Annotated in this window: 18 protein-coding genes and 1 pseudogene; 7 read left to right on the top strand and 12 right to left on the bottom strand. The window is 68.2% G+C overall.

The genetic code is table 11. From position 1 onward, the window contains the following. Positions 1-175: 175 nt before the first annotated feature. From G6N61_RS14410 to G6N61_RS14390, 5 genes are all read left to right on the top strand, one after another. Positions 176-1,309 carry a N(5)-(carboxyethyl)ornithine synthase gene (locus G6N61_RS14410; protein ID WP_163919139.1) on the top strand — a complete coding sequence of 378 codons (1,134 nt, stop codon included), beginning with the start codon at positions 176-178 and terminating at the stop codon, positions 1,307-1,309. A 106-nt stretch (positions 1,310-1,415) separates the two neighbouring features. Beyond that, positions 1,416-3,224, top strand: a complete 1,809-nt coding sequence (stpK7, locus tag G6N61_RS14405) for a serine/threonine protein kinase StpK7 (protein ID WP_163919138.1) — start codon at positions 1,416-1,418, stop codon at positions 3,222-3,224. A 4-nt stretch (positions 3,225-3,228) separates the two neighbouring features. After that, positions 3,229-4,584 carry an alpha/beta hydrolase domain-containing protein gene (locus tag G6N61_RS14400; RefSeq protein WP_163919137.1) on the top strand — a complete coding sequence of 452 codons (1,356 nt, stop codon included), beginning with the start codon at positions 3,229-3,231 and terminating at the stop codon, positions 4,582-4,584. A gap of 122 nt (positions 4,585-4,706) precedes the next feature. Continuing rightward, positions 4,707-5,963 carry a sensor domain-containing phosphodiesterase gene (locus G6N61_RS14395; protein ID WP_235887541.1) on the top strand — a complete coding sequence of 419 codons (1,257 nt, stop codon included), beginning with the start codon at positions 4,707-4,709 and terminating at the stop codon, positions 5,961-5,963. Further along, positions 5,957-6,589 (top strand): rhomboid-like protein, encoded by a 633-nt coding sequence (locus tag G6N61_RS14390; protein WP_235887540.1) that lies wholly within the window; start codon positions 5,957-5,959, stop codon positions 6,587-6,589. Before G6N61_RS14395 ends, G6N61_RS14390 begins: the two co-directional genes overlap by 7 nt. Before the next feature lie 6 nt (positions 6,590-6,595). Here G6N61_RS14390 and G6N61_RS14385 read toward each other — a convergent pair whose 3' ends face one another. Then, positions 6,596-7,762 carry a zinc-dependent alcohol dehydrogenase gene (locus G6N61_RS14385; protein ID WP_163919136.1) on the bottom strand — a complete coding sequence of 389 codons (1,167 nt, stop codon included), beginning with the start codon at positions 7,760-7,762 and terminating at the stop codon, positions 6,596-6,598. Positions 7,763-7,774: 12 nt separating this feature from the next. Then, positions 7,775-8,290 carry an SRPBCC family protein gene (locus G6N61_RS14380; protein WP_163919135.1) on the bottom strand — a complete coding sequence of 172 codons (516 nt, stop codon included), beginning with the start codon at positions 8,288-8,290 and terminating at the stop codon, positions 7,775-7,777. A gap of 153 nt (positions 8,291-8,443) precedes the next feature. Between G6N61_RS14380 and G6N61_RS14375 the strand changes: the two genes are divergently transcribed. Continuing rightward, complete coding sequence (locus G6N61_RS14375) at positions 8,444-9,703, top strand: sensor domain-containing phosphodiesterase (RefSeq protein ID WP_163919134.1); 1,260 nt, start codon at positions 8,444-8,446, stop codon at positions 9,701-9,703. A 212-nt stretch (positions 9,704-9,915) separates the two neighbouring features. Here the strand turns inward: G6N61_RS14375 and G6N61_RS14370 are convergent, their stop codons facing one another. The 4 genes from G6N61_RS14370 to car form a co-directional block, all read right to left on the bottom strand. Further along, positions 9,916-11,709: a thiamine pyrophosphate-requiring protein gene (locus G6N61_RS14370; RefSeq protein WP_163919133.1), complete on the bottom strand. Its 1,794-nt coding sequence runs from the start codon at positions 11,707-11,709 to the stop codon at positions 9,916-9,918. 58 nt (positions 11,710-11,767) lie between these two features. Then, positions 11,768-12,085: an ANTAR domain-containing protein gene (locus G6N61_RS14365; RefSeq protein WP_235887539.1), complete on the bottom strand. Its 318-nt coding sequence runs from the start codon at positions 12,083-12,085 to the stop codon at positions 11,768-11,770. Then, the gene (locus G6N61_RS14360) at positions 12,069-13,184 is read right to left on the bottom strand and encodes a GGDEF domain-containing protein (protein ID WP_163919132.1); all 1,116 of its coding nucleotides are present in this window, start codon (positions 13,182-13,184) and stop codon (positions 12,069-12,071) included. The genes G6N61_RS14365 and G6N61_RS14360 overlap by 17 nt, the downstream gene beginning before the upstream one ends. A 225-nt stretch (positions 13,185-13,409) precedes the next feature. Continuing rightward, a complete protein-coding gene (gene car / locus G6N61_RS14355; protein ID WP_163919131.1) occupies positions 13,410-16,934 on the bottom strand; it encodes a carboxylic acid reductase in 3,525 nt (1,174 codons plus the stop codon). A 371-nt stretch (positions 16,935-17,305) separates the two neighbouring features. Here car and G6N61_RS14350 point away from each other — a divergent pair, with 371 nt between their 5' ends. Continuing rightward, positions 17,306-17,950 (top strand): chitin-binding protein, encoded by a 645-nt coding sequence (locus G6N61_RS14350; protein ID WP_163919130.1) that lies wholly within the window; start codon positions 17,306-17,308, stop codon positions 17,948-17,950. A 70-nt stretch (positions 17,951-18,020) separates the two neighbouring features. Here G6N61_RS14350 and G6N61_RS14345 read toward each other — a convergent pair whose 3' ends face one another. From G6N61_RS14345 to G6N61_RS31335, 6 genes and pseudogenes are all read right to left on the bottom strand, one after another. Beyond that, positions 18,021-18,890, bottom strand: coding sequence for an aldo/keto reductase (locus G6N61_RS14345; protein WP_163919129.1), 870 nt, complete (start codon positions 18,888-18,890; stop codon positions 18,021-18,023). 292 nt (positions 18,891-19,182) lie between these two features. Next, positions 19,183-21,288, bottom strand: coding sequence for a xanthine dehydrogenase family protein molybdopterin-binding subunit (locus G6N61_RS14340; RefSeq protein WP_163919128.1), 2,106 nt, complete (start codon positions 21,286-21,288; stop codon positions 19,183-19,185). Further along, positions 21,285-22,277, bottom strand: coding sequence for an FAD binding domain-containing protein (locus tag G6N61_RS14335; RefSeq protein ID WP_163919127.1), 993 nt, complete (start codon positions 22,275-22,277; stop codon positions 21,285-21,287). Before G6N61_RS14335 ends, G6N61_RS14340 begins: the two co-directional genes overlap by 4 nt. After that, positions 22,274-22,789, bottom strand: a complete 516-nt coding sequence (locus G6N61_RS14330; protein ID WP_163919126.1) for a 2Fe-2S iron-sulfur cluster-binding protein — start codon at positions 22,787-22,789, stop codon at positions 22,274-22,276. Before G6N61_RS14330 ends, G6N61_RS14335 begins: the two co-directional genes overlap by 4 nt. Positions 22,790-22,843: 54 nt before the next feature. Beyond that, a pseudogene (locus G6N61_RS14325) lies at positions 22,844-23,277 on the bottom strand (selenide, water dikinase SelD); the annotation flags it as partial. Beyond that, positions 23,213-23,644 carry a restriction endonuclease gene (locus tag G6N61_RS31335; protein WP_407666488.1) on the bottom strand — a complete coding sequence of 144 codons (432 nt, stop codon included), beginning with the start codon at positions 23,642-23,644 and terminating at the stop codon, positions 23,213-23,215. The gene G6N61_RS31335 and the pseudogene G6N61_RS14325, both read right to left, overlap by 65 nt. Between the last annotated feature and the right edge of the window lie 1,164 nt (positions 23,645-24,808).

The following is a 24,808-nucleotide window of genomic DNA, read 5'->3' as shown; positions in this document are numbered from 1 at the left end:
GAGAACCGGTGATCCGATATTGAGAATCATGTTCTCATGCTCACCGGTCTACCACGCCGGGTTTGGAACGCGTTCTCGCCCGTGGGCGTTCCGGCGCTTCGAGTGCGGCATAGGCTGGTCACCGCCGTGGCATGCCATCGCGCGCCGCCGGCCCGACGCAATCCCTGGAGGATCCGTGGACCAGTTGACTCTCGGTGTCATCGCCAACACCCGCAAGGAGAACGAGCACCGCCTGCCGGTCCACCCGGAGCACCTCGACCGCATCGACGCCGACGTCCTCAGCCGCATCCATCTCGAGCGGGGTTACGGCGAGCGCTTCGGCGTCAGCGACGAACAGCTCGAGCGCCACGTCGCGGGGACGCGCTCGCGCGCCGAGCTGATCGCCGAGTGCGACGTGATCCTGCTGGCCAAGCCCGACGCCAGGGATCTGGCCGAGTTGCGCGACGGCCAGGTGCTGTGGGGCTGGCCGCACTGCGTGCAGGACCGCGAACTGACCCAGCAGGCGATCGACCGCAAGCTGACGCTGATCGCGTTCGAGGCGATGAACCTCTGGAGCGAGGACGGCGCCTTCAAGCTGCACGTCTTCCACAAGAACAACGAGATGGCCGGCTACTGCTCGGTGCTACATGCCCTGTCGCTCATCGGGTCGACGGGCACCTACGGGCGACGGATGCGGGCGGCGGTCATCGGGTTCGGCGCCACCGCACGCGGTGCGGTGACCGGTCTGCACGCCCACGGCGTCGTCGACATCGACGTGCTGACCAACCGCAACGTCGCCGAGGTGGCCAACCCGATCCACTCAGCCAACATCGTGCAGTTCGAGAGCGTCGAGGACGGCAGCTTCGCCCTCACCGACGACGGCAGGGTGCCGCTGGAGCCGTTCCTCGCCGGGCACGACATCGTCGTGAACTGCGTTCTGCAGGACCCCAATGCGCCGCTGATCTTCCTGACCGAGGACGACCTGGCCTCGTTCCGGCCGGGCAGCCTCATCGTCGACGTGTCGTGCGACGAGGGCATGGGATTCAGCTGGGCGACGCCGACCTCGTTCGGGTCGCCGAGCTTCGTCGTCGGCGACAACGTCACCTACTACGCCGTCGACCACAGCCCGTCGTACCTGTGGAACGCCGCGACGTGGGAGATCAGCGCCGCGCTCATCCCGTACCTGCCGACGGTGCTAGGCGGGGCCGAGGCGTGGCGCGACGATCAGACGATCCAGCGCGCCATCGAGATCCAGGACGGCGTCATCGCCAACCCCGAGATTCTCGAGTTCCAGAAGCGGGAGGCCGAGTACCCGCACGCCGCGACCTGAGGCGGCGAGAAACTGGCACCGACTGCCTAGTTCCTCGTCGACTCGCTGGAATGTGCGGTAACTTCTCCTCGACACACCGACTGGCCGCAGCCGAGGAGTTTCTACGGTGGATGCGACACCTTTCGGGCATTACCAGTTGCAGATGCTGCTGGGCCGGGGCGGTATGGGCGAGGTCTACCAGGCCTACGACACCAAGACCGACCGCATCGTCGCGCTCAAGGTCCTCCCGCCGCACATGGCTGCCGACGAGGTCTTCCAGCAGCGGTTCCGCCGCGAATCGCAGGCCGCCGCGGGGGTCAACGACCCGCACGTCGTTCCCATTCACGGCTACGGCGAGATCGACGGCAGGCTCTATCTCGACATGCGGCTGATCGAGGGCCGCACGCTGGGCGCGATCCTGGCCGAGGACAAGAAGCCGCTCGATCCCGCGACTGCGGTGTCGGTGATCGAACAAGTCGCCAGCGCCCTGGACGCCGCGCACGCCAAGGGCCTGATCCACCGCGACGTCAAGCCATCGAACATCCTGCTGACCGATCGGGACTTCGCCTACCTCATCGACTTCGGCCTGGTGCGCACCGCGGGTGAGGCGGGGATGACGACGGCGGGCAACACCCTCGGCACGTTGGGCTATATGGCGCCGGAGCGGTTCGAGGGCGGCCCGATCGACGGCCGCGCGGACACCTACGCGCTGGCCTGCGTGCTCTACGAACTGCTGACCGGGGTGCGGCCGTACCAGGCCGACAGCCTCGAGCAGCAGATCGCCGGGCACATGATGTCGCCGCCACCGAAGCCGTCGGCCACCGACCCGAAGCTCGGCGCGTTCGACGACGTGATCGCCACGGGCATGGCGAAGAAGCCGATCAAGCGGTACCAGACCGCGGCCCAGTTGGCGGGCGCTGCGCGTCGGGCTTTGACCGCACCGGTCCCACGGGCCCGTTCGATCCGGACCAGCGGACGGCATTCCGCGCCGGTGCCGACCGGTCATCACTCCACGCCGTCGCGGGCGCTGGCGGTGTCGAGCGCCGTCGTGGTGCTGGCAGGCCTGTGCGCATTCGGGGCGTGGCAGCTCTGGGGTTCGCCCGCACGGGACACCAAGCCGGTCGGGGTGGCCGAGTCGACGGTGCCCGCGGTGGCACCCGACGGGGCGGTGCCCCAGATCGCCGCGACGGTACCGCCGGACATCCGTGCGACGGGCCGACTGGTGATCGGGGTCAATACGCCCTACGCGCCCAACGAGTTCGAGGATTCGTCCGGCAAGATCGTCGGCTTCGACGTCGACTTGATGAACGCGATCACGCGTGTGCTCGGCCTCGAGCCGGACTACCGCGAGACCGCGTTCGAGAGCATCATGTCGTCGGTCGGCGGCGGGAGCTTCAACGTGGGGATGTCGTCGATCACCGACACCGCCGAGCGGGAGAAGACCGTCGACTTCGTGACCTACTTCCAGGCGGGCACGCTGTGGGCCCAGCGGTCAGGGGGGTCAGTCGACCCGGACGCGGCGTGCGGGCTGCGGGTCGGCGTGCAGTTCGCGACGATCCAGGAGACCACCGAACTGCCCGCCAAGAGCGCCACGTGTACGGCCGCGGGGTTGGCGCCGATTGACATCGTGGTCTACAGCCGCCAGGACGATCTCACCCAGGCGCTGCTAGCCGGTGATGTCGAGGCGATGTCGGCCGACTCACCGGTCACGGGCTTCGCGGTGAAACTCAGTGCGGGCGCGCTCGAGCCGGCCGGCGAGATCTTCGACGTCGCGCCATACGGCTATCCCGTCGCCAAGGGTTCGCCGCTCGCCGAGTCGCTGCGGTTGGCGGTCGAGCACCTCATCGCCACCGGCGAGTACCGCACGATCGCCACGATGTGGGGTGTCGAGAAGGGCATGATCGACGCGCCCACGATCAACGCCGCCGTCGGGTGACCGGGTGAGCGACCCGGTCGTCGCGCCGGTGCCCGGTGCGCCGAATCTGCTGCTCGGCGCGTACGACGTCGGCACGGTCGGCTACCGCGTCGAGGAGTTCTTCGTCTCGGGCACAGCGGCTTCCGCGGACGCATCCACGAAGGCCGACTACACCACCCGCATCGTCGCGCTGACGCCCACCGACCCGGCCCGGTTCAGCGGAACGGTGATCGTGGAGTGGCTCAACGTCAGCGGTGGTCTCGATGCGCCCGCGGTGTGGTTCATGGCGCACCGCGAGATCGTCCGCGCGGGCCACGCCTACCTCGCGGTGTCCGCGCAGCGGGTCGGGATCGAGGGCGGCGCCAGCCTGGGCCTGGACATGTCGCTCAAGACGCAGAATCCGCAACGGTATTCGGCACTGCGCCATCCCGGCGACGCGTACGCCTACGACGTGTTCAGCCAGGCCGGACGGGTGGTGCGCGACGCCGACGTCCTGGGCGGACTGACGCCGGAAACGGTAGTGGCGGTGGGGGAGTCGCAGTCCGCGCTGTTCCTCACGACGTACGTCAACGTCGTCGACGCGCAGGCCGCGGTGTACGACGGATTCCTGGTGCACTCCCGGTTCGGCCCGGCAGCGCCGCTGGACGGCAGTTCGATCTTCGACGATGCCGGCGATCAGCGGGCGGTGCCGTTCGTCGACGACTTGCGGGTGCCTGTGCTGACGGTGATCACCGAGACCGACCTCGTCGGCGGTGTACGCGCCGGGTATCACGCTGCGCGACAATCGGACTCGGAGTGCCTGCGGGTGTGGGAGATCCCGGGTACGGCGCACGCCGACAACTACACGATCAACGTGGGCTTCATCGACTCCGGTGGGGCGCCGCTGGCCGACCTGGTGGGGGCCTACGCCCCGACGCGGTCGCTGATGGGCCAGGAGTTGCCGTACGCCATCAACTTCGCACCGCAGCACCACTACGTGTTGCAGGCCGCGATCGCAGGGCTCGTCGAATGGGTGCGCACCGGCGCGACGCCACCCTGCGCCCCGCCGATCGACCTGACCGATGCCGCCGAACTCGTCGTCGACGAGCACGGTCTGGCCTCCGGCGGCGTCCGCACGCCGTGGGTCGACGTGCCGGTGGCGCGGACCTCGGGTCTCCCGCCGGGCGGCGGGTTGCCGACCAACGTGATGGCGTTGCTGTTCGGCTCCGGCGAGGTGTTCGACGCCGAGAGGCTCGACCGGCTCTACCCGGGCGGCGCCGCGGAGTACCTCGGCCGGTTCACCGATGCGCTCGACACGGCGATCGCGGCCGGGTTCCTGCTGGCCGCCGACCGCGAGGAGATCGTCACCCTCGCCGCCGCGACCTACCCGGCTGCCGGCTAGCGCCGCCGACGGCACCAAATCGTCACATCTCGCGACGGGCCGAGAGCGCTCTGAACGCTTAGTATCGCAAAGGAGCCCGACGATGTTTGCTGCATCGACGACCGGGCAACCAAGGGGGGCTCGTGGCCAGGTTGCAAGAGCAGGCGCCGACGGCCGTGAACCGTCTGGGCGACGCCGTCGCAGGCGTCGGCATCGTCCCGGCCTACCAGCCGATCGTCGCGCTGCCGGACGGCGTCACCGTCGGTTACGAGGCGTTGGCGCGGTGGCCGTCGCTCGACGACCCGCGTCCGCAGGCGGTGTTCGAGTATGCCGCTGAACACGGCGGCCTCGATGGCCTCGACCAGTCGTGCATCACCGCAGGGGTCGACGTCGCGCTCCGCAACGACCTGGCGCCCGGCACGATGCTGCTGGTCAACTGCGAGCCCACCAGCACGTACGTCGGGCCCGATGACGACCAGGTCCTGGCGTCGGGGCGGGACCGTCTCCGGGTCACGTTCGAGTTCACCGAGCGCAGTCTGCTCGCGCACCCGCAGGCGCTGCTGCGCAAGCTGGCGCGAATCCGCGCCGACGGCTTCTCGATCGCTCTCGACGACGTTGGCGCGCATCCGGATTCGCTGGCGATGCTCGACGTCGTCCGCCCCGACATCATCAAGCTCGATCTCGCTCTGGTGCAGTCGGACCCGTCACGCGATCAGGCCCGGACGCTGTCGGCGGTGCTGGCCCATCACGAACGCACCGGCGCCGTGATCCTCGCCGAGGGCATCGAGAACGACCACCACCTCGAGCAGGCGCTGGCGCTCGGAGCCGACCTGGGGCAGGGCTACAAGTACGGCCGCGCCCGTTCACTCGAGGAGCACGGCGACGCCGCGCCGTGGTCGATGCCCCGGGAGCGCAACGTCGTAGCCGTGGACTCGCAGTCGCCGTTCGACCTCGCGTCGCGGCTGCTCGAGCCGCGGACGGCCCGCAAGCGGACGCTGCTGGCGTTCTCGCGGCACATCGAGAGCCAGGCCCGTCACGCCGCCGACCCGCCCATGCTGATGACCGCGCTGCAGCGCGCGACGTACTTCACGCCGCGCACCAGAATGAACTATCAGGCAATGGCGGCCGAGCTGCCGCTCGTCGCCGTGTTCGGCGAGGATCTGCCCGACGATCTCGGCCACGGGGTGCGCGGTGTGCCGCTGGCCTCCGACGATCCGCTCCGCCTGGAGTGGACGGTGGTGATCTTGGGCCCGCATACGGCGTCGGCACTGATTGCCCGCGAGCGCGACACCCCTGAGGCGTGGGTGGCCGATGGAGACCGACGATTCGACGTCGTGATGACCCACGACCGGTCGCTGGTGACGATGTGCGTGCGGAGCCTGCTGGACCGCATGTGCTGAGACTGGCCCGCGGCGTTCCGCTCAGTTGGGTGTGGCTGGCGATCCTGTTCGTGACGACGCGGCGCCAACGGTCGGCAGGGCGGCTGGGATCGCGCCGTCTGCAGCGCGAGCACTCGACGAATCTGCGCCGGCTGCGGACCGAGCCCGCGCGGGTTCTGGTGTCGAGCCTGTTCTGGCTCGACGATCGCCGGTGGTGGCCGTACGTCCCGGTGTTCGCGACGGTGGTGGTGCCCGCCGAGCGCCGATTGGGCACGGGGCGTTGGCTTCTCGTCGGCTCTGCAGCGCACGTCATCGGCACCTACGTCGGGCAGGGCCACCTGCGGCTGCGCATCCGCACGGGCCGTGCACCGTCGCGCTTGGTCAACGTTCGCGACGTCGGTGTCAGCTACTACGTGCTCGGGGTGGCAGGCGCGCTGTCCGGCTACGTCCCGACTGCATGGCGGGCACGGACCCAGATGATCGTCACGGGCGCGCTCGCGGCCAACGCGGTAGCACGCCCGACCGCCACCGAGGTCGGGCACCTCACGGCCTTCACCGTCGGGCTCGCAGCGAGCACGACGGCACCCGATCGCGACTGTAAGCCGTACCCTCCCGACGACTGGCCGAGCGCCAAACCGCGTCCCTAGGTCGACTCAGGGTCGCAGGGCCACTCGGATGCACCCGTCGGTCTTGTTCTTGAACATGTCGTAGGCGCGGACGCCCTCGGACAGCGGCAGGTCGTGCGTGATGAGCATCGACGGGTCGAGGTCGCCCTGCTGCACGTAGTCGAAGAACTGCGGGATGTAGCGCTGGCCGTGCTGCTGCGCCGAGCGCAGCGTGAGGCCCTTGTTCATGATGGCGCCCATCGGGAACTTGTCGGTCAGGCCAAAGACGCCGAGCACCGAGACGACGCCACCCTTGCGGCAGGCGAGGATTGCCTCGCGCAGGCTGGCGGCACGATCGGTTTCCAGCCGCAGGGCCTGCTTGGCGCGGTCGTAGGCGTGCTGCACGCCGGTGCTGTGCGCCTCCATGCCGACGGCTTCGATCACCGAGTCTGGGCCGCGGCCGCCCGTGGCCTCCCGCAGCGCCTCCTGCACGCTGTCGACCTCGGCGTAGTTGATGGTCTCGGCGCCTAGTCTCTCTGCGAGAGAGAGCCTTTCGGGCAGACGGTCGATGACGAGAACCTTGCCCGCGCCGTTGAGCAGCGCGCTGCGGGCGGCCATCAGACCGACGGCGCCAGCGCCCCACACCGCGACGGTGTCGTCGGCGGCGATGTTGCAAAAGTCGGCGCCCATGTACCCGGTCGGCACGGCGTCGGACATGAACAGGGCCTGCTCGTCGGTCACGTACTCGGGCACCTCGAAGCAGTTGACGTCGCCGAACGGCACGCGGATGTACTGGGCGTGCGAGCCTGCGTAGCCGCCGAATTCGTGGGTGTAGCCGTAGATGCCGGCCGTGGGCGAGCCGAGGATCGGGGCCTGCAGCTCGGCGTTCGGGTTGGTGGTGTCGCACAGCGAGTACAGGTCGCGGTCGCAGTACCAACACTGGTTGCACGCGATGAACGACGGGACGACGACGCGTGCGCCGACCTTCGTCTTGGTGACGTCGCGGCCGACTTCGATGACTTCGCCCATGAATTCGTGGCCGAAGACGTCGCCTTCGCGCATGCCGGGGATGTAGCCGTCGATGAAGTGCAGATCGGATCCGCAGGTGGTGGTGAGCCGCACCTGCACGATCACGTCATTGGGGTTGAGCATCTGGGGGTCGTCGACGGTCTCGTAGGAGATGTCGTTGACGCCGTTCCATACGAGCGCTTTCATGTCGTGTCCTTCTCAGCGTTCCGACGAGCGGGCGCTGGGGTTGTTCTTGATGGTGGGCAGTTCGCCGGTGAGCAGCAGCGCTCGCGCCCGGTAGAGCGCCTTGAACAGCAGTGGGCCGGTGAGCGCACCGGGGGCGGCCGCGTTAATGCGACCGATGACCTCGGTGCCGCGGTGCTGGGGTGCGTCGCGGAACTCCAGGACGATGCCCATCTCCGACTCGGGATTGACGTCTACGAAGCGCAGCCGTTCGCCCTCTTCGGACGAGACCACGCAGTTCCACTCCGCGCCGTTGTCGCCTGCGAAGTCGAACCGGAGTCGGTCGACGCCCGAGGATTCGACGACGGCGATGTCGCCGAAGATCTGCGAGAGGTGGCCAGGGTCCCGCAGGAAGTCCATCACCTGATGACGTGGCCGACCGATGGTGACGGCCTGCACCCGTGACTCGGTGGTGGCGACATCGGCGACCCGTTCTGCCACCTTCTCCGCGACGTGCTTCAACTGCTCTTTGACGTTGTCGACAACGTTCATCGGTTCTCCTCGAATGTCATTGACGTCCGCGTACCCGAGGGCCGATGCGCGAAACGTCGCGCCCAATCCCGCCGAAAGGGGTGGCCAATCGCCCAACCTTGGTGTTTGCTGTGAATGCGGAGTGTTGCCGAAGGCCGAGGCAGGGGGGTCCGCATGGCCGAACTGAACCCGCGTGCGCCGACGTCGGCCGACGTCGGTCGACTCGATGCAGCGATCGACGGAATCGGCATCGACCCCGCCTTTCAGCCCATCGTTGCGCTCCCAGGCGAGCAGGTGATCGGCTTCGAGGCGCTGGCCCGCTGGCCGGTGCTCGACGATCCCCGGCCGCAGCGGGTGTTCGCGCATGCGACCGACCACGGCGACCTCGACCGGCTCGACCAGACCTGCATCAAGGCGGCCCTGCGCGGCGCTCTGCACGACGATCAGCCGGAAGGCACCCTGCTGCTGGTCAACTGCGAACCCACCAGCGCCTACGTGGGGCCGACGGAACTGTCCGTCCTGGACCGGGCGCGGAACCACTTCCGGGTGACGTTCGAATTCACCGAACGCAGTCTGCTGGCGCATCCCCGCGCACTGCTGCGCAAGCTGGCCGACGTTCGCGCCGATGGGTTCTTCGTCGCGCTCGACGACGTTGGTGCACAACCGGATTCGCTGGCGTTGCTCGACGTCATCCGCCCGGACATCGTCAAACTGGACCTGGCTCTGGTGCAGTCGAACCCGTCGCGCGATCAGGCGCGGACGATGTCGGCGGTGCTGGCCCACCACGAGCGCACCGGCGCGGTGATCCTCGCCGAGGGAATCGAGACCGACGAACACCTCGAGCAGGCGCTGGCGCTGGGGGCGACGCTCGGTCAGGGCTTCATGTTCGGCCAGGCGGCCGCCATCGACGACGCGGCAACGGCGTGGCCGATGCCGCTCGAGCGCAATCTGGTGGACGTGGAGTCGCGGTCACCGTTCGAGGTGGCCACGGAGACCCACCCCGTCCGGACAGCCCGCAAGGACACGCTGGTGGCGTTCTCGCGGCACATCGAAACCCAGGCGTGGCATGCCGCGGACCCGCCCATGCTCATGGCAGCGCTGCAGCGCGGGCGCCACCTCACGCCGGCCACCCATGCCTGCTACGAGGAGCTAGCGACCCGACTGCCGCTGGTGGCCGTCTTCGGTGCGGACATGCCGGACGACCCGGGTTCCGGTCTGCGCTACGTGCCGCTGGCGCCGTCGGACCCGCTGTGCCGGGAGTGGGCGGTGGTCATGCTCGGCCCGCACACGGCCGCCGCACTCCTGGCCCGCGAGCAAGACTCGTCGGACGACGACGTGGTGCTCGATCGCGAACGCCGCTTCGACCTCGTCATGACCCACGACCGCGCGCTGGTCACGTCATGCGCGCGCAGCCTGCTGGACCGGATGCGCTGAGCCAGGTCACGCACGTCGAGTCACCGTAGTCACACCAGTCACTCGACGGGCCGCGGCAATCGAGTTGCGGATGTTCCACCTGACGAGCGAATTCGTCGGGCGGCGAACGCCTTCCGGGACGTTTTCGCTCACCAGGTGGAACAAGTCCCGGTCCGTCACGCCAGCCCGCGCAGTGACGGGTGTGACTCAAGAGACTCGACCCGTCACCACGGTTACTCGGCGGCCTGCTGCTCCTCGGCACGCTCCCGGATCGCGTGTCCGCCGTCCTCCTGCTCCATCGCGTCGTACATGGCGTCGGACTTCGACTCCGGCATGAACGGCGGCAGCAGGGGCGTGGCCGGGTCGGTGATCGCCTCGATGACGAACGGGCGGTCCGCGGCGAAGGCGCGCTGCCAGGCGTCACCGGCCTGCGCGGACTCGGTGATCCGCACGGCGCCGAGTCCGAGCATCTCGGCGTATGCGGCATACGGGAACGACGGCACCTTCTGCGAGTCGTCGAAGCGCGGGTTGTTCTCCATTTCCCGCTGCTCCCAGGACACTTCGGACAGGTCGCCGTTGTGCAGGATCAGCACGACGAAGCGCGGATCAGTCCAGTCCTGGTAGCGGTCGGCCAGCGTGACGAGTTCCTGTAGGCCCGCCATCTGCATTGCGCCGTCGCCGATGAGCGCGACGACGGGCCGGTCCGGCGCGTCGAGTTTGGCGGCGATGCCGTAGGGCAGCGCGCTGCCCATGCACGCGAGGTAGCCGGAGAGGTGCGCGGGGACGCCCGGGGGGAGCCGCAGGTGCCGGGCGTACCAGTAGACCGAGGACCCGACGTCGACGGCGACGCGGGCATCGTCTGGCAGGTGCTTGGACAACTCACGGACCACGAACTCGGGGTTGGCGTGGGTGGAGTCCGCGTTGCACCGCTGGTCGGCCAACTCGTGCCACTGCGTGGTCCAGGCGCGCACCTGCTGCTCCCACCCGCGGTCGGTCTTGCGTTTGAGCAGGGGGATCAGGTCGGCGAGTGCCTGGTGCGCGTCGCCGCTGACGGCGATCTCGATGCCGTACTTGGCGCCCAGCACGCGTGGCTCGATGTCGATCTGTACGGCGCGGGCCTGGCCCGGTGCGGGGTAGAACTCGGTCCACGGGTCGTTGGAGCCGACGATGAGCAGCGTGTCGCACTCGGCCATCAGTTGGGCGCTCGCCGTCGTGCCGAGGTGCCCCATCACCCCGGTGTGCCAGGGCAGGGTCTCGTCGAGCACCGGCTTGCCCAGCAGCGACGTGGTGACGCCGGCGCCGGTCGCGTCGACGAGCGCGGCGATCTGGTCGGCGCACCCGGCGGCGCCGCGGCCTACGAGCAGCGCAACCTTGCTGCCCGCATTGATGACCGCGGCGGCGTCGCGGATCTGCGACTCGGGCGAGATGATCTGCGCCCGTGCGGATATGGGCGAGGACGGCACGACGCCGTGGGTGTGCTCGGTCTCCTCGGGCATCTCCGCCTGCTGGACGTCGTGCGGGATGATCAGGCAGGTCGGGGTGCGGGTGGCAATGGCCGTGCGCATGGCGTTGTCGAGCGCGGTCAGCGCCTGCTCGGGCGCGAACACCGTTTGGACGTACTGGCTGCAGACGTCCTTGAACAGCGAGTGCAGGTCCACTTCCTGGAGGTAGCCACTGCCCAGGGCGGTGGACACCACCTGCCCGACGATCGCGACGACGGGCCTGCGGTCGAGCTTGGCGTCGTAGAGGCCGGTGAGCAGGTGGATGGCACCGGGCCCCTGGGTGGCCATGCAGACGCCGACCTTGTCGGTGTACTTCGCGTGCCCGCACGCGGCGAACGCGGCGAGTTCCTCGTGACGGGTGGAGACGAACTCCGGCCCGCCCGATTCGACGCTCCGCTGCATGGCGCCCAGCAACGTGTTGATGCCGTCGCCGGCGTAGCCGAAGACCCTTGCCACGTCCCATTGTTGGAGGCGTTTGACGATGGCGTCGGCGACGAGCTGTGGCTGGGATCCGGTAGTGGTCATGGGGAGGGGCTTACCCGGCCTGCGTTGCGCGAACCGCCCACGTGACGGCCGTGGCCCGTCAGTTGTGCTCGGGCGTGGCGGTGTCGACGGTGTGGTCGACGGTCAGCCGAGAGTCCAGCAGCAGCCCCCAGCGTGCGCGGACCACGTCGTGCGCGGTGCTCGTACCGTCACGACGCGACGCGATGTCGACCAGCGCGGAGGTGATGCTCGACAGCCGGTGGCCGGTGTCCCGCGCCGCGGTGACCAGTTCCATGAAGGCGTCCTCGCTGCTGCATCCCCGGAGTCCGATCAGAACGCCTTCGGCCCGGTCGAGCGTGCGACGTCCGCGCGTCGCGGCGTCGTATCCAGCGGGTCCGGGCTCACGCAGTGGGTTCATCGCCGCCATCACTTGGGGTCAGAACGGCAAGGCGGGGACAGTGGCTCACCCGGATCTGGTCGCCGCCCGAGCGCCGGGCATCGGCCATCTGGGCGGTGGCCACGGCGACGAGTTCGTCGATGACGGCTGTCGCTGGGGCGTCGACGAGCGCGCGTAGGGGCGTGATCAGAGCGCCGATGCTGGCCGTCAGACGGTAGGGCGCCGTGGCCACGGCACTCCGTAGACGTTCGGCCAGCGGTGACGGGTTCGGCGAGGTGAAGACCTCGGCAACGAGGAACCCGGTGTCGCCGACGTGCGCGAGCAGCGTGTCGCGGCGGATGGCCTCGCGGAGCCGTGCGCCGACGCAGACGCGGGCGCGGATGGCAGCCGCCTCGCCCGCCATGGCCTCGTGCAGCCCGAAGCCGTCGAGATCGATCACGATGACGGCGAGGAAGCGGTCGTCGCCGCGGGTGCGGGAGCCGATCAGGGCAGCGAGGCGCTCGTCGAAACCGCTGCGGTTGAGCAGGCCGGTGACCTGATCCAATCCGCCGGCGCGGTCGTTCCGGATGTCGATCAGGCGAAGCGCAACCGAGCACGCCGAAGCCACGAACGCAGTGAGCATGACGATCAGCAGCACGCCGCCGACGGCAAGTACGACGTCGGTCTGGGCAATGCGCAACCCCAGGACGGCCAAAGTCGCCGCTCCGATCGTCCAGGGGATCACCAACGTCTTCGCGCCGTGGAACATGACGGTGAACGCTGACAGCACCGCGAAGGTGACCGCTCCTAGCAGCCCGAGCATGGGCTGCGCCGTGATGAGGCAATCCGTTGCTATGCACGAGGCGCTGACAACGACGAAGGCGAGCGTCACCCGGCGCGAGGGCCAGCGATGCCCAAGCCACGGGACGGTCATGACGACACACGTCACCGCCACGACGACGGCCAGTCCACGACCCCAAAAACCCTGCGGCCCGGCAGAACTCGAGACCAGCCCGAGCGGGATGATGCCCAAGATCAATGTGGTTGCCGCGATGGCGCGGCACACCGGCCGGCACAGATCGTTGGCCGCGAGTTCTGCGGTCAGTCGGTAGTAGTGGTCGGGCCCGAGTGGCGCGGTCAACGCAACACCAACCTGCCTTGCACGTGGCACGACGGCCCCCGCTCACACGAACAGTCGCTCATGTCAGCCCATCCCCCCGGATCAGCGTCGACCGATCCCCCCGGATCAGCGTCGACCGATCCCCCCGGATCAGCATCGACCGATGATAGGTGACGGGCCCGTCACGCGGACGACTTCGACCCAGGCCTCGCTCGGTGGACTATCTTGCGTTCTCCACCTAAGAGGTCACAGCAGCCCGAGCAGCTCCAGATCGGTCGCGTACTTGGCGATCACCGGCGCGGACAGGTGCGGGATGTCCTTGTCCGGCCCGATCTTGGCGTCCTGCACGGCCGCGCGGAAGTGATCGGCCGGCGCGAGTGACCCGTTGATCGGCACAGCAGGGTGCTGGTAGTTGTGCAGCAGTGGGATCAGCGACGCCTGCCGCTGCTTCTCCGGGAGCGCGCGCAGCGCCGTCTCGAATCGCTCGAGCCACGCCGCGTACCCACCGACCACCCGCGTGATCGGGTAACCCGCCTCGACGAGCCAGTCGACGAAGGTGTCCATGCTGATGCCGTCGTCGTACGGGTTCATCACGTGGTAGGTCTCGTAGCCGTCCTGGACCGCAACACCCAGCGTGGAGATCGCCTCGGCGATGAACTCGACTGGCAGGCCGTCGAAGTGGGACCGCTGGCGGCTGCCTCCCTCGTCCAGCTCGTAGAACGAATCGGGCGCGATGCCGGTGGCGACCAGCGAGAGCATCATGCGGGTGAACATGTCCGGCACGTTGAGCTGCCCGGCGTAGGTGGTGTCGGCCATGATCATGTCGCAGCGGAACACCGACACCGGCAGGCCCGCGAGGTCGTGGGCCTCGCGCAGCAGGACCTCGCCGCCCCACTTGCTGTTGCCGTAGCCGTTGGCGTAGGTCTCGTCGACCTTGCGGGTGGCGCTCATCTGCCGGATGTCGGTCTCCTCGACGAACTGACCAGGCGTGATGCCGTCGCCGACGCCGATGGTCGAGACGTAGGCGAACGGCTTGATCCTGGTGGTCAGCGCGATGCGGATCAGCTCGGCGGTGCCGACGACGTTCGGCCCAAACAGCTGGCTGTAGGGCAGGACGTGGTTGACCAGGGCGGCGGGGTCGACGATGAGGTCGACGGTGTCGGCCAGTCGCTGCCAATCCTGCTGCGCGAGGCCGAGGTTCGCCTCACCCTTGTCGCCGGCGAGCACCTCGAGGTGGTCGGCGGCGAGGTCGCGATAATGGGCCAGCAACTGCGGGTCTCCGCTGTTGAAGGTCGCGTCGAGCCGGGCGCGTGCGGCGTCGTCGTCCTTGGCGCGGACCAGTGCGATGACCTTGCCGTCGACCAGGCTCATCCGCTCCAACCACTCGAGCGCGAGGTACCTGCCGAGGAAGCCCGTCGCACCGGTCAGCAGCACCGTGCGCACCTCGCGGGCCGGACCGGGCAGCGACGGTGCGGCGGCGAGGGTGGCCTCGTCGATGAACTCGTCCAGGGTGAGGTCGCTCGCATGCACGTCGGTCGCGTCGCGGCCGTGTACGGCGTCGTACGTCGGTCGCTTCGATCCGCCGCTGCGCTGTGCCTCGACGTAGGCGGCGATGGCCGCGAGGTCGCTGGCTGGGCTGACGATCACGCCGACGGGGACGTCGACGTCGAAGATGTCGTGCAGCAGGTTGGCGAACGTCAACGCCGACAACGAGTCTCCGCCCAGCTCCGTGAACTGCAGGTCGGGGGAGACGTCGGTGGCCGCAGCACCGAGCAACGCACCCGCCGCCCGGCCGACCGTCTCCAGCACGGGCCGGTCTGCGCCGTGCTGCCGCAGTTCGCGCAGTACGTCGGCCTGCCCGTCGACGAGGTCGACGTACAGCTGCTCGAGTTCGGGCCCGTAGCGTGCCTTGAGTTGCGGGCGGGCCAGCTTGCGGATGCCGGTAAGCAGGCCGTTCTCGAGCGTGAACGGCGTGGTCTCGACCAGGAAGTCGCGGGGGATCTCGAAGGACTGCAGGCCGGCGTCGCGGGCGACGGTCTGCAGCGCCTCGCTCAGCAGCGGCTTGACTGCGTCGGTGTCGCCGCCGACGGATGCCAGTGCGTCGTCGGTGGGGACGATCACGGCGAGCACGTAGGATCGGGCGCTGTTGCCGTACACGAAGATCTGCCGGATGGACGGGTGACCGCCGTAGGCTGCCTCGAGCTTGGAGACGGTGACGAACTCGCCCTGGGAGAGCTTGAGGACATTGTTGCGGCGGTCGACGTAGACGAGCTGGTCGGGTCCGGTCTCGGCCATCACGTCGCCGGTGTGGTACCAGCCGTCGGCGTCGAAGAGTTCAGCGGTGATCTCGGGTCGCCGGTAGTACCCGGGGATGAGATCGGTTGACTTGACGTACAACTCGCCGCGCGGGTAGGGCCGGTCGGTGGCGAAGTAGCCAAGCTCGGGCACGTCGACGAGCTTGTAGTCGAGCACTGGCGGGCGCCGCAGCGTGTCGTCGACCAGCACCACGCCGTCTTCGGTGGAGCCGTAGCCGTTGATGAGGTGCAGGTCCATGAAGTCCTCGGCCCAGGCCCGCAGCTCGGGCGAGATGGGCGCGGAGCCCGTCATCGCCGAGAACTGCCGTCCGCCAAACATGTTCACGCGCTGTTCGGCGAGAATCTCCTGCTCGACCTCGTCGCGGTCGGCGCCGTCGGCGACGCGCTTGTCGACCTGGCTCTGGATTTCCTGGAACAGCATCTCCCAGATGCGGGGGACCAGGTCGAGCTTGGTGGGGCGCACCAACGCGAGGTCGTCGAGCAGGGTGGACAGGTCGCTCTTCGCGGCGAAGTAGGCGGTGCCGCCTGCGCCGAGCGTCGAGTACAGGATGACGCGGCCCATGACGTGGCTGATCGGCATGAAGTTGAACGTGATCGCGGGCAGCTTGCCCTCGGTGTCCCAGTCGGGGCCGAACCAGCCGCGCCAGCAGTTGGCCATGAGGCGGTCGGTGTACATGGCGCCCTTGGGCGTTCCGGTGCTGCCGGAGGTATAGATCAGCAGTCGCAGGTCGTCGTCGTGACCGCGCACGAGTTCGGGCCCGGCTCCGTGCTCCGGTCCGGCGGCGATGACGTCGTCGAGTGCCTCGACGGTGACGTCCTTCTCCGCCAGCCGGGTGGCGGCGTTTTCGAACGCCTCGCGGTGGTCATCGATTTGCGGGTGGTAGTCGAACACGATGAGTCGCTGGGGCGCGTGCGCGGTGAGCGCGAGTTCGACGGCGTCGGCGAGGTGGTCGACGCTGGACAGGATGGCGACGGGCTCGGTCTCGACCAGGATGGGATGCAGCTGGGAGACGGGGGCGCTGGTCTGCAGCGGGACGGCGACGGCGCCGGAGAGTGAGAGCGCCGCGTCGACGACGACGTAGTCGGCGCTGGTGAAGCCGAGTGTGGCGACGCGGTCGCCGGGCTGTACGGGATCGTTGGAGAGGGAGTCGGCGAGGGCTCGGATGCGCGACCACGTCTCGCCGTAGGTGATGGTGTCGAAGCGGGGCTGGTACTCGGCGACGGTACGGCCGTCTGCGTCCTGCACGAATTCGACGGCGCGCTGGCCGAGGGCGGGGCGGTCGGCGTAGCCGTTCATGACGGTGCGGATGGCGTCGGCGAGCGTCACGCCGGGGCGCTGCAGTGCCTCGGTGATCACAGGGTCGGGCCTGGCGGCGATCAGTTGGGCGTCGCCAGAGGTCAATCGCTCGAAGCGTTCCTGACGGCGGGCTTCGCGAGCGGTGGCGGGAGTGGCCATGTACGTCTCCTCTGACAAATCGGTATTCAGTTCACGTCCGCGGACACCACGGGGTGCCCACTGTCCGAAACTAAGATAGGAAGCCTATGCATTCCTGTGAGTTGGCTGTCAGGAGTCGGGTCGCGAGGATGCGGAGAGGTCGAAACGCCTGCAACAGCGGTGTTTTGGCTCGCGGAGCTAGTGCGCTGCGGTGACCCATGTCATAGCGATGCGTCGTGCGCACCGGGGTCTCGGGGGCCGGCAGGGAGTGCGTCGACCGCCGCGACACAGCAGGCGCGCAGCCGGCGCAGGAATTATTCATCCATGTATCACGTCGTTGGAATGGGTCGGGGTGACTCGGAGCAACCACTCCGGACTAGGGAGCAGTAACCATGAATCTCAAGAAAGCCGTTGCAGGCGTTGCCCTCGCAGGCGGAATGGGGCTGGCTTCGATCGCCGGCAGCTCGGGGGTCGCGCTCGCGGCGCCCGGCGGCGGTGGCGGGTGCCAACCTCCCGTCTGCGCAGGAGGACCCGGGCCGGGCGGACCTGGTGGTGGCGGTGGTCCACAGGGCCCCCGAGGGCCAGGTGGACCTGGCGGGCCTGGCGACTTCCGTGGGCCGGGCGGCCCTGGCAACGGACCCGGCGGTGACCGCGGCCCAGGTGGGCCGGGCGGACCGGGTGACGTCCGTGGTCCGGGTGGACCGGGCGGACCGGGTGACGTCCGTGGACCGGGCGGGCCGGGCGAGGGTCGCGGGCCCGAGAACACCCGCGGGCCGGATGGCCGCGACTGGGGACCACGACCCCCGAATGCGTTCAGCGGCTGGCGCGACGCCCCCTGGGGCGGCGGGCCCGCACCGTGGGGCTGGGGAGCACCGCCGCGGTTCAACTGGGATCGGCCGCTTCCGCCTCCCGGCGGGTACTGGAACTACGGCCCCATCAACTACTGGGGTTACGACCAGACGCCGATCTGGAACCCGGGCTTCAACGGCTGGGGCTTCTATTTCTTCGGGATCTGGATCCCGATCTTCAGCATCTGAGGGATGAGCAGCCGCCTCGCAATCATGCGAGGCGGCTGCTTCGTTTCAGTGGCGTGCGCGGGCTACAGGCTCACGAACCGGAGGTCGCGGCGTCGATGGCGCTGAACTCCTCGTCGCTGAGTTCGATCCCGGCGGCCGCGACGTTCGGTTCGAGGTGGTCGACCCGCGAGGTCCCGGGGATCGGCACGATCACCGGCGAGCGCTTGAGCAGCCAGGCCAGCGCGAGCTGCGACGGGCTGGCCCCGTGGTCGGAAGCCAGAGAGCCCAGTGGACCGTCGGCTTCGGCGAGCGGGCCGGCCGCCAAGGGGAACCATGGGATGAAGGCGATGCCCTGCTTCTCGGCTTCGTCGAGCAGCGGTTCGGCGGTGCGGGTGGTCAGGTTGTAGAGGTTCTGCACCGAGACGATCGGCGCGACCTTCTGCGCGGCCGTGAGTTGGTCGACGTCGACCTCGGAGAGTCCGATGTGTCGGATCTTGCCCTCCTGCTGCAACTTCGCGAGTTCGCCGACCTGGTCCTCGAGCGGGAAGTTCGGGTCGATGCGGTGCAGCTGATGCAGGTCGATGTGGTCGACGCCGAGCCGCCGGAGGCTCATTTCGACCTCCTGGCGTAGGTAGCTGGGGTTGCCGAGCGGCACCCAGACGTCCGGCCCGGTGCGCAACAGCCCGGCCTTGGTCGCGATGACGACGTCGTCGGCGTAGGGATGCAGCGCTTCCCGGATCAACTCCTCGGCGACATAGGGACCGTAGGAGTCGGCGGTGTCGATGAAGTTGACGCCCAGTTCGACGGCGCGACGCAGGACGCGGATGGATTCATCATGATCGTCGGGCGGGCCCCAGACGCCCTTGCCGGTGAGCCGCATCGACCCGAAGCCAAGTCGGTTCACAGTGAGGTCGCCGATGGTGATGGTCCCGGCTGCCGCCGCGCTGGTTGCGTCTGTCATGGTGCTCCGTTTCGTCGGGTTCGGTCCACTTCGAGCGTGGCACCGGTGTGCGCGACTGTCCATGCTTGCGGCACGCACGAGTGGAAGGCCAGATGGGTGTCGCCGCGCATGCTGCGTTAGGACTCAATTCCCCGGGTTGTCATCATGTGATGACGGGCCCAGGCCGAATGTCAGATGCCCCGAGGTCCTGGGTCGTAAGACGAACAGAACGTCCAGCGTCGCCTGTCGCCCAGTGCCGGGCCGTCCCCTCGAGCAGGCTCCCCATGCACCCATGGTGCGCGACGACCGCACGTCACCCGAGCGGCAGCCCCTCCAGCAGCGCATCGCAGTGCACCGGCAGGTCCCGCACCCGGATGCCGGTGGCGTGGTGGATCGCGTTGACGACGGCCGCGGCGGAGCCGACGATGCCGATCTCGCCCGCGCCGCGCGAGCCCATCGGGTTGGCGTGCTCGTCGGCGTCGTCGTCGAGCCAGATCGCCTCCAGCGCAGGCACGTCGGCGTGACTGGCGAAGTGGTAGCTCGCGAGGTCCTGGGTGACGACGTGCCCGAAGCGGTGGTCGCGCACGCTCTCCTCGTGCAGCGCCATGGACAGGCCCATGGTCATGCCGCCGATGAGTTGTGAGCGCAGCGTCGTGGGGTTGATCGCCCGGCCGATGGAGAACACCCCCAGCATGCGGGACACGTGGACTTCGCCGGTGTAGCGGTTGACCCGCACCTCGACGAAGTGCGCGCCGAACGAGTACATCCCGTACTTCTCGTCGGCGTCGCTCTCCGGCGGCTCGGCCGTGGTGGCTGCGCCGACCGACGGGTCGTCGCCGTGGTCCTCTCGAAAGCGTTGCACGGCGGCGTGAATGGTGGCGCCCCACGAGCTGAGGCCCGAGGAGCCGCCCGACACCGACGCAGGCGGTAGGTCGGTGTCCCCGATCTGCAGGTCGACGGCGTCGGTCGCGCAGCCGAGCATGTCCGCGGCGATCTGCGTCAATGCGGTCCACGTGCCGGTCCCGATGTCGGTGGCGCCGATCTGCACGGCGTACCGGCCCGGGGCGACGCACTCGATGCGAGCGGCGTTGCCGGGCATGACCATCGCGGGATACACCGCTGATGCAACGCCGGTGCCGACCAGCCACTCACCGTCGCGCTGGCTGCCCGGTTCTGGATCGCGTGCGTCCCAGCCAAACCGTTCCGCGCCGGTGCGCAGGCACTCGAGGAGCCGACGGTTGGACCACGGGTTGCCGGTCTCGGGGTCGACGTCGGGTTCGTTGCGCACGCGCAGCTCGATCGGGTCCAGGTTGCACGCGATCGCGAGTTCGTCCATCGCGACCTCGAGGGCGAACATGCCGGGGCACTCACCGGGTGCGCGCATCCAAAAAGGAACGGCGACATCGAGTTCGGCGAGCCGGTGCGACGTCTTGCGGGCATCGGCGGCGTACATCATCCGCGTCGGCGTGGCGGTCTGCTCGGCGTACTCCTTGACGGTGGCTGTCTGCTCGACGACCTCGTGGCTGATCGCCGTCAGCCTCCCGTCGGCGCCCGCGCCGAGCCGCAGGTGTTGGATGGTCGGGGTGCGGTAGCCGACCATCGCGAACATCTGCTGCCGCGTGAGCGCCAGCTTGACCGGACGGCCGGGCACCCGTTGTGCCGCCATGACCGCCAGGACGTTGTGCGAGTGCGGTGCACCCTTGGAGCCGAACCCGCCGCCGACGTTCTTGGCGACGACGCGGATCTGCTCGGGCTCGAGACCGAACGTCTGCGCCAGCGTCTTGCGAACGACGTGGACGCCCTGGGTGGAGTCGTACAGCGTCAGCGCCGGCCCGTCGGGATCCCAGGTGGCGATGGTCGCGTGCGGTTCCATCGGGTTGTTGTGCTCATGCGGGGTGGTGTAGGTCTGGTCGACGGTGACCTCGGCCGCGGCGAGTGCGGCGTCGACGTCGCCCTTGGAGGTGTCGGTGGGGTAGTCGGGGTTGACCTGCTCGGGTGCGTAGAGGCTGGGATGGTCAGTGCGCAGCGCGGTGTCGTGGTCGGCCTCGTCGTAGGTGACGGTGACGAGAGCGGCTGCCTGCCGGGCGGTTTCGGCGGTGTCGGCGATGACGCCGCCGATGAGCTGCCCGCGATAGTGCACCTGGTCGTCCTGCAGGACGGTGAGGTCGCCGTCGTCGGTGTCGGCCAGCGCGGGGGCGTTGAACACGGTGAGGACGGCGTGCACGCCGTCGAGCGCTTCGGCTGCCGAGGTGTCCATCGCGGTGATCGTGCCCTTGGCAATGGTGGCCTGGACGGGGTGCAGGTACAGCGGGGCGTCGACCTGGTACTCGAACGCGTAGGCCGCGGTGCCGGTGACCTTCGCGGGCCCGTCGAGGCGGGTGAGCTTGCTGCCGATGGCGTGGGGTTCGACGAGGGTCATCGCTGCCGTCCTTCCGCGAGGGTGGTCAAGGTGGCGACGATGGTCCGCTTGGTCAGCTCGACCTTGAACTCGTTGCCCTGCTGCGGTTCTGCCTGCGCCAGTTCGGCGTCGGCGGCCGCGCGGAACGAGGCCTCGGTGGCGGGCTGGCCGATCAGCGCCTGCTCGGCACGCGTTGCGCGCCAGGGCTTGTGGGCCACGCCGCCGAGCGCGATGCGGGCTCCGGTGACGGTCCCGTCGTCGACGACGATCTCGGCGGCCACGGAGGTGACCGCGAAGGCATAGGAGGCGCGGTCGCGGACCTTGCGGTAGGTGGATCGCGCGCCGTCGGGTGCCGGTGGGATCTCGACGGCGATGATGAGCGCACCCCTGGGAAGGTTGGTGTCGACATCGGGCCGGTCACCGGGTAGGCGGTGAAAGTCGTTGAGCGGCAGGCGGTGTTCGCCGTCCGCGTCGACGTAGACGACGTCGGCGTCGAGCACGGCCATCGCGACGGCCATGTCGGACGGGTGGGCCGCGATGCACTGCTCGGAGGCGCCGAGGATGGCGTGGTAGCGGGTGTACCCGCCGATGGCCGAGCAGCCGGTGCCGGGGGTGCGCTTGTTGCAGGGGGTGGTCAGGTCCTGGAAGTAGACGCAGCGGGTGCGCTGCAGGAGATTCCCTGCGGTGGTGGCGAGGTTGCGCAGCTGACCCGAAGCAGCCGAGAGCAGGGCCCGCGCCAGCACGGGGTAGTGGCTGCGGACCAGCGGGTGGGCGGCGAGGTCGCTGTTGCGGACGTCGGCGCCAATGCGCAGGGTGCCGTCGGGCAGGCGTTCGACGTCGGTGAGGGGCAGGTGGCCGACGTCGACGACGAGTCCGGGTTCGGCGATGCCGAGTTTCATGTGGTCGACGAGGTTGGTGCCGCCGGCGAGGAACACGGCGTCGGGCCGGTCGGCGACGGCGGTGACGGCGTCTTGCACGCTGGTGGCGCGGTGGTACTCGAACGGGATCATCGTGCGGCCTGCTGGATCGCGTCGACGATGTTCGGGTAGGCGGCGCAGCGACAGAGGTTGCCGCTCATGCGTTCTCGGATCTCCGCGTCGGTGAGTTCGGGGCTGTCGTCGAGGTCGTCGCTGACGTGGCTGGGGGAGCCGGACTTGACCTCGTCGAGCATGCCGACCGCGGAGCAGATCTGGCCGGGCGTGCAGTAGCCGCACTGGAAGCCGTCGTGGTCGAGGAAGGCCTGGGCGACGGGGTGCAGGTTGTCGGGCTCGCCGAGGCCTGCGGCGGTAACGATCTCCGCGCCGTCGTGCGCGACGGCGAAGCCGAGGCAGGTGGTGGCGCGTCGGCCGTCGAGCAGCACGGTGCACGATCCGCACTGGCCGTGGTCGCACCCCTTCTTCGGGGCGGTGACGCCGAGGTGTTCGCGCAGCAGGTCGAGGAGGGTGATGCGGTTGTCGATGTGGACGGTGTGGTCGGTGCCGTCAACGCGCAGCGTGACGTCGGTGAAGTGGGCTGACTCCATGGGTGCGTCTTCCCCCGGGGCGGCCTCCTGAAACGGGCCGCCTCGCCGGGCGGTTCAGCGCACCTCTATGGCGTACTCCCCGGCCGGAACCAGTTCTCCGATCACCGGGGCGCCGGGGATCTCGCCTGCGATCAGGAGCCCACCAGAGGTCTGGGCGTCGGCCAGTAGGAGCGCTTCGTCGTCGGTGATCGCCGAGCGGTCGACGTGTGGCGCCACCCACTCGAGGTTGCGCCGGGTCCCGCCGCTGACGTGCCCGGCCGCCAGCGCGTCGCGCGCGGCGTCCAGGTACGGCACCGCCGACGCGTCGATGACCGCCGTGACGCCGCTGGCCCGCGCCAGCTAATAGAGGTGCCCGAGCAGCCCGTTGCCGTCGAAGTTATCGCTATCTGTAACGCCGTGCGTCTGGACAGCCTTTATGTGGAACTAGAGAAACTCACCAAAATCGGTAGAGTCTGCCGCTGGGTCACGCCAGTCTTCTGGTGGTTCGATTCTCGCGGTTACGCCGGTGTGCTCGGCTAGCAAATACAGAAGGTTGGCGCCGTCGATTAGTTCGATCGGCTTGTTTTGCGCGAATTCGAACGACGCTGCTCCGTAGCCACTTGTTGTGACTAGAATTCCTTTGGATGCTCCTTCGTTTTGAAGGGTTCCGTAGAGGTCACGCACGGCTGAAACACCAACGGTGTTCTTGTAGCGCTTGGCCTGAATCACCACCTTGCCTCCAAAAATTGGCCGTGTGTCGAAGGCGACGCAATCAACACCGCCATCCCTTGACGGCCGTGTCTGTCTTGCTTCAAGACCCATCTTTGTAAAGAGGTTCTGTATCAGGGACTCGAACTCGCGGAAGCTCAGATCCATCAAGTTGGGCCTGTCGTCCAAGGCCGACAACGCGTCGGTTTCGGTGACGAATCTCGCGTCAACCATTGATATTTCGAGTACGGGCCGCACGGGCACCAACTCCGTGGCACTTCTCGACACGCCTGCGGAGAGATGTTTGAGGCACGCCTGCGAATTGACATGAGCTAGATCTAATTCAGCGAACGTCTTCCGCGTGACCCGAACAGTGATGAGGCACGGTCGAATTGATCGCCCGGTCCGCGGATCGGTGGTTTCGACGACTCCGTTGAAAACGACGACCTCAAACGGGCCGAAAGTGTTGTATTCGAAGATGTGACCGAGGCAAAGTAAAGTCAACTGGGCAATGCAATCCGCGTAGAGCGCGTTAATGTGTGACACCGAGCGTGCGACCTCAATAACCTTGCCGGTGCTCTTGACGTATCGAAATGACTTGGTTCTCGGCACGATCGTCACGTCTGGTAGCTGGTATTCAACAGCGATTAGCCGTGATTCGTGTGAATGGGCGACTTTCACCTTCCTGTCGTGCTCGCCGAGCACCCACATACGGGACAGTGTTTCTTCGACGGAGTCTGCGATCATCGAAGCAAGCTCTTCGTCGTAGTCGCCGTAGAGTTCTTCAGACATGTACTGAAAGGAGTCGAGGATAGAGGCGTGGTCCTCCAAGCCTTGCTTGAGAACATTGGATAGGGCAAGCACGCGTTCTTCGAGCTGGGTGTTCTGGATATCGACCAGCTCTTCGGCGTCATAGACCTCTAGTTGCCGGTCGTCTAGCTCGACGCTTTCTGGCCACATGGCACGATGCCGCTTTCTGCGTTCAGCCTTCCTGGCGGCCCAATCATTTTCGAAGGCCACCGACTCGGCCGCCTCCATCTCCTCGGCCACCGCTCGCGCCGCTTCGAGTTGATTCAAGCGGAGCTTTTCGCGCTGCTCGTAGGCGTTCCGATCGGCCTCGAATCGACGCTGTGCCTCCGACATCACCGCCGCGGTGTCGAAGAGCGCCACCGTCATGTCGTCCGGAAGAAAGTCCTCTAACGCCGGATACGGCTCACGCACCTCCAGGTATTGGACCCGCAACTTCGCTTTGACCGCATTCAGGGCGGCCTCCTCTTGTGTATAACTCTCGCGAAGACGTCTGCATGCTTCGGTCCAGTCACTTAGCTGCGA

Origin of the sequence: Mycolicibacterium arabiense, assembly GCF_010731815.2 — a bacterium.
In the GTDB taxonomy this organism is placed as follows: Bacteria; Actinomycetota; Actinomycetes; order Mycobacteriales; family Mycobacteriaceae; genus Mycobacterium; species Mycobacterium arabiense.
Note: the sequence above shows the minus strand (reverse complement) of the source record. Positions and strands in the feature narration are given on the sequence as shown.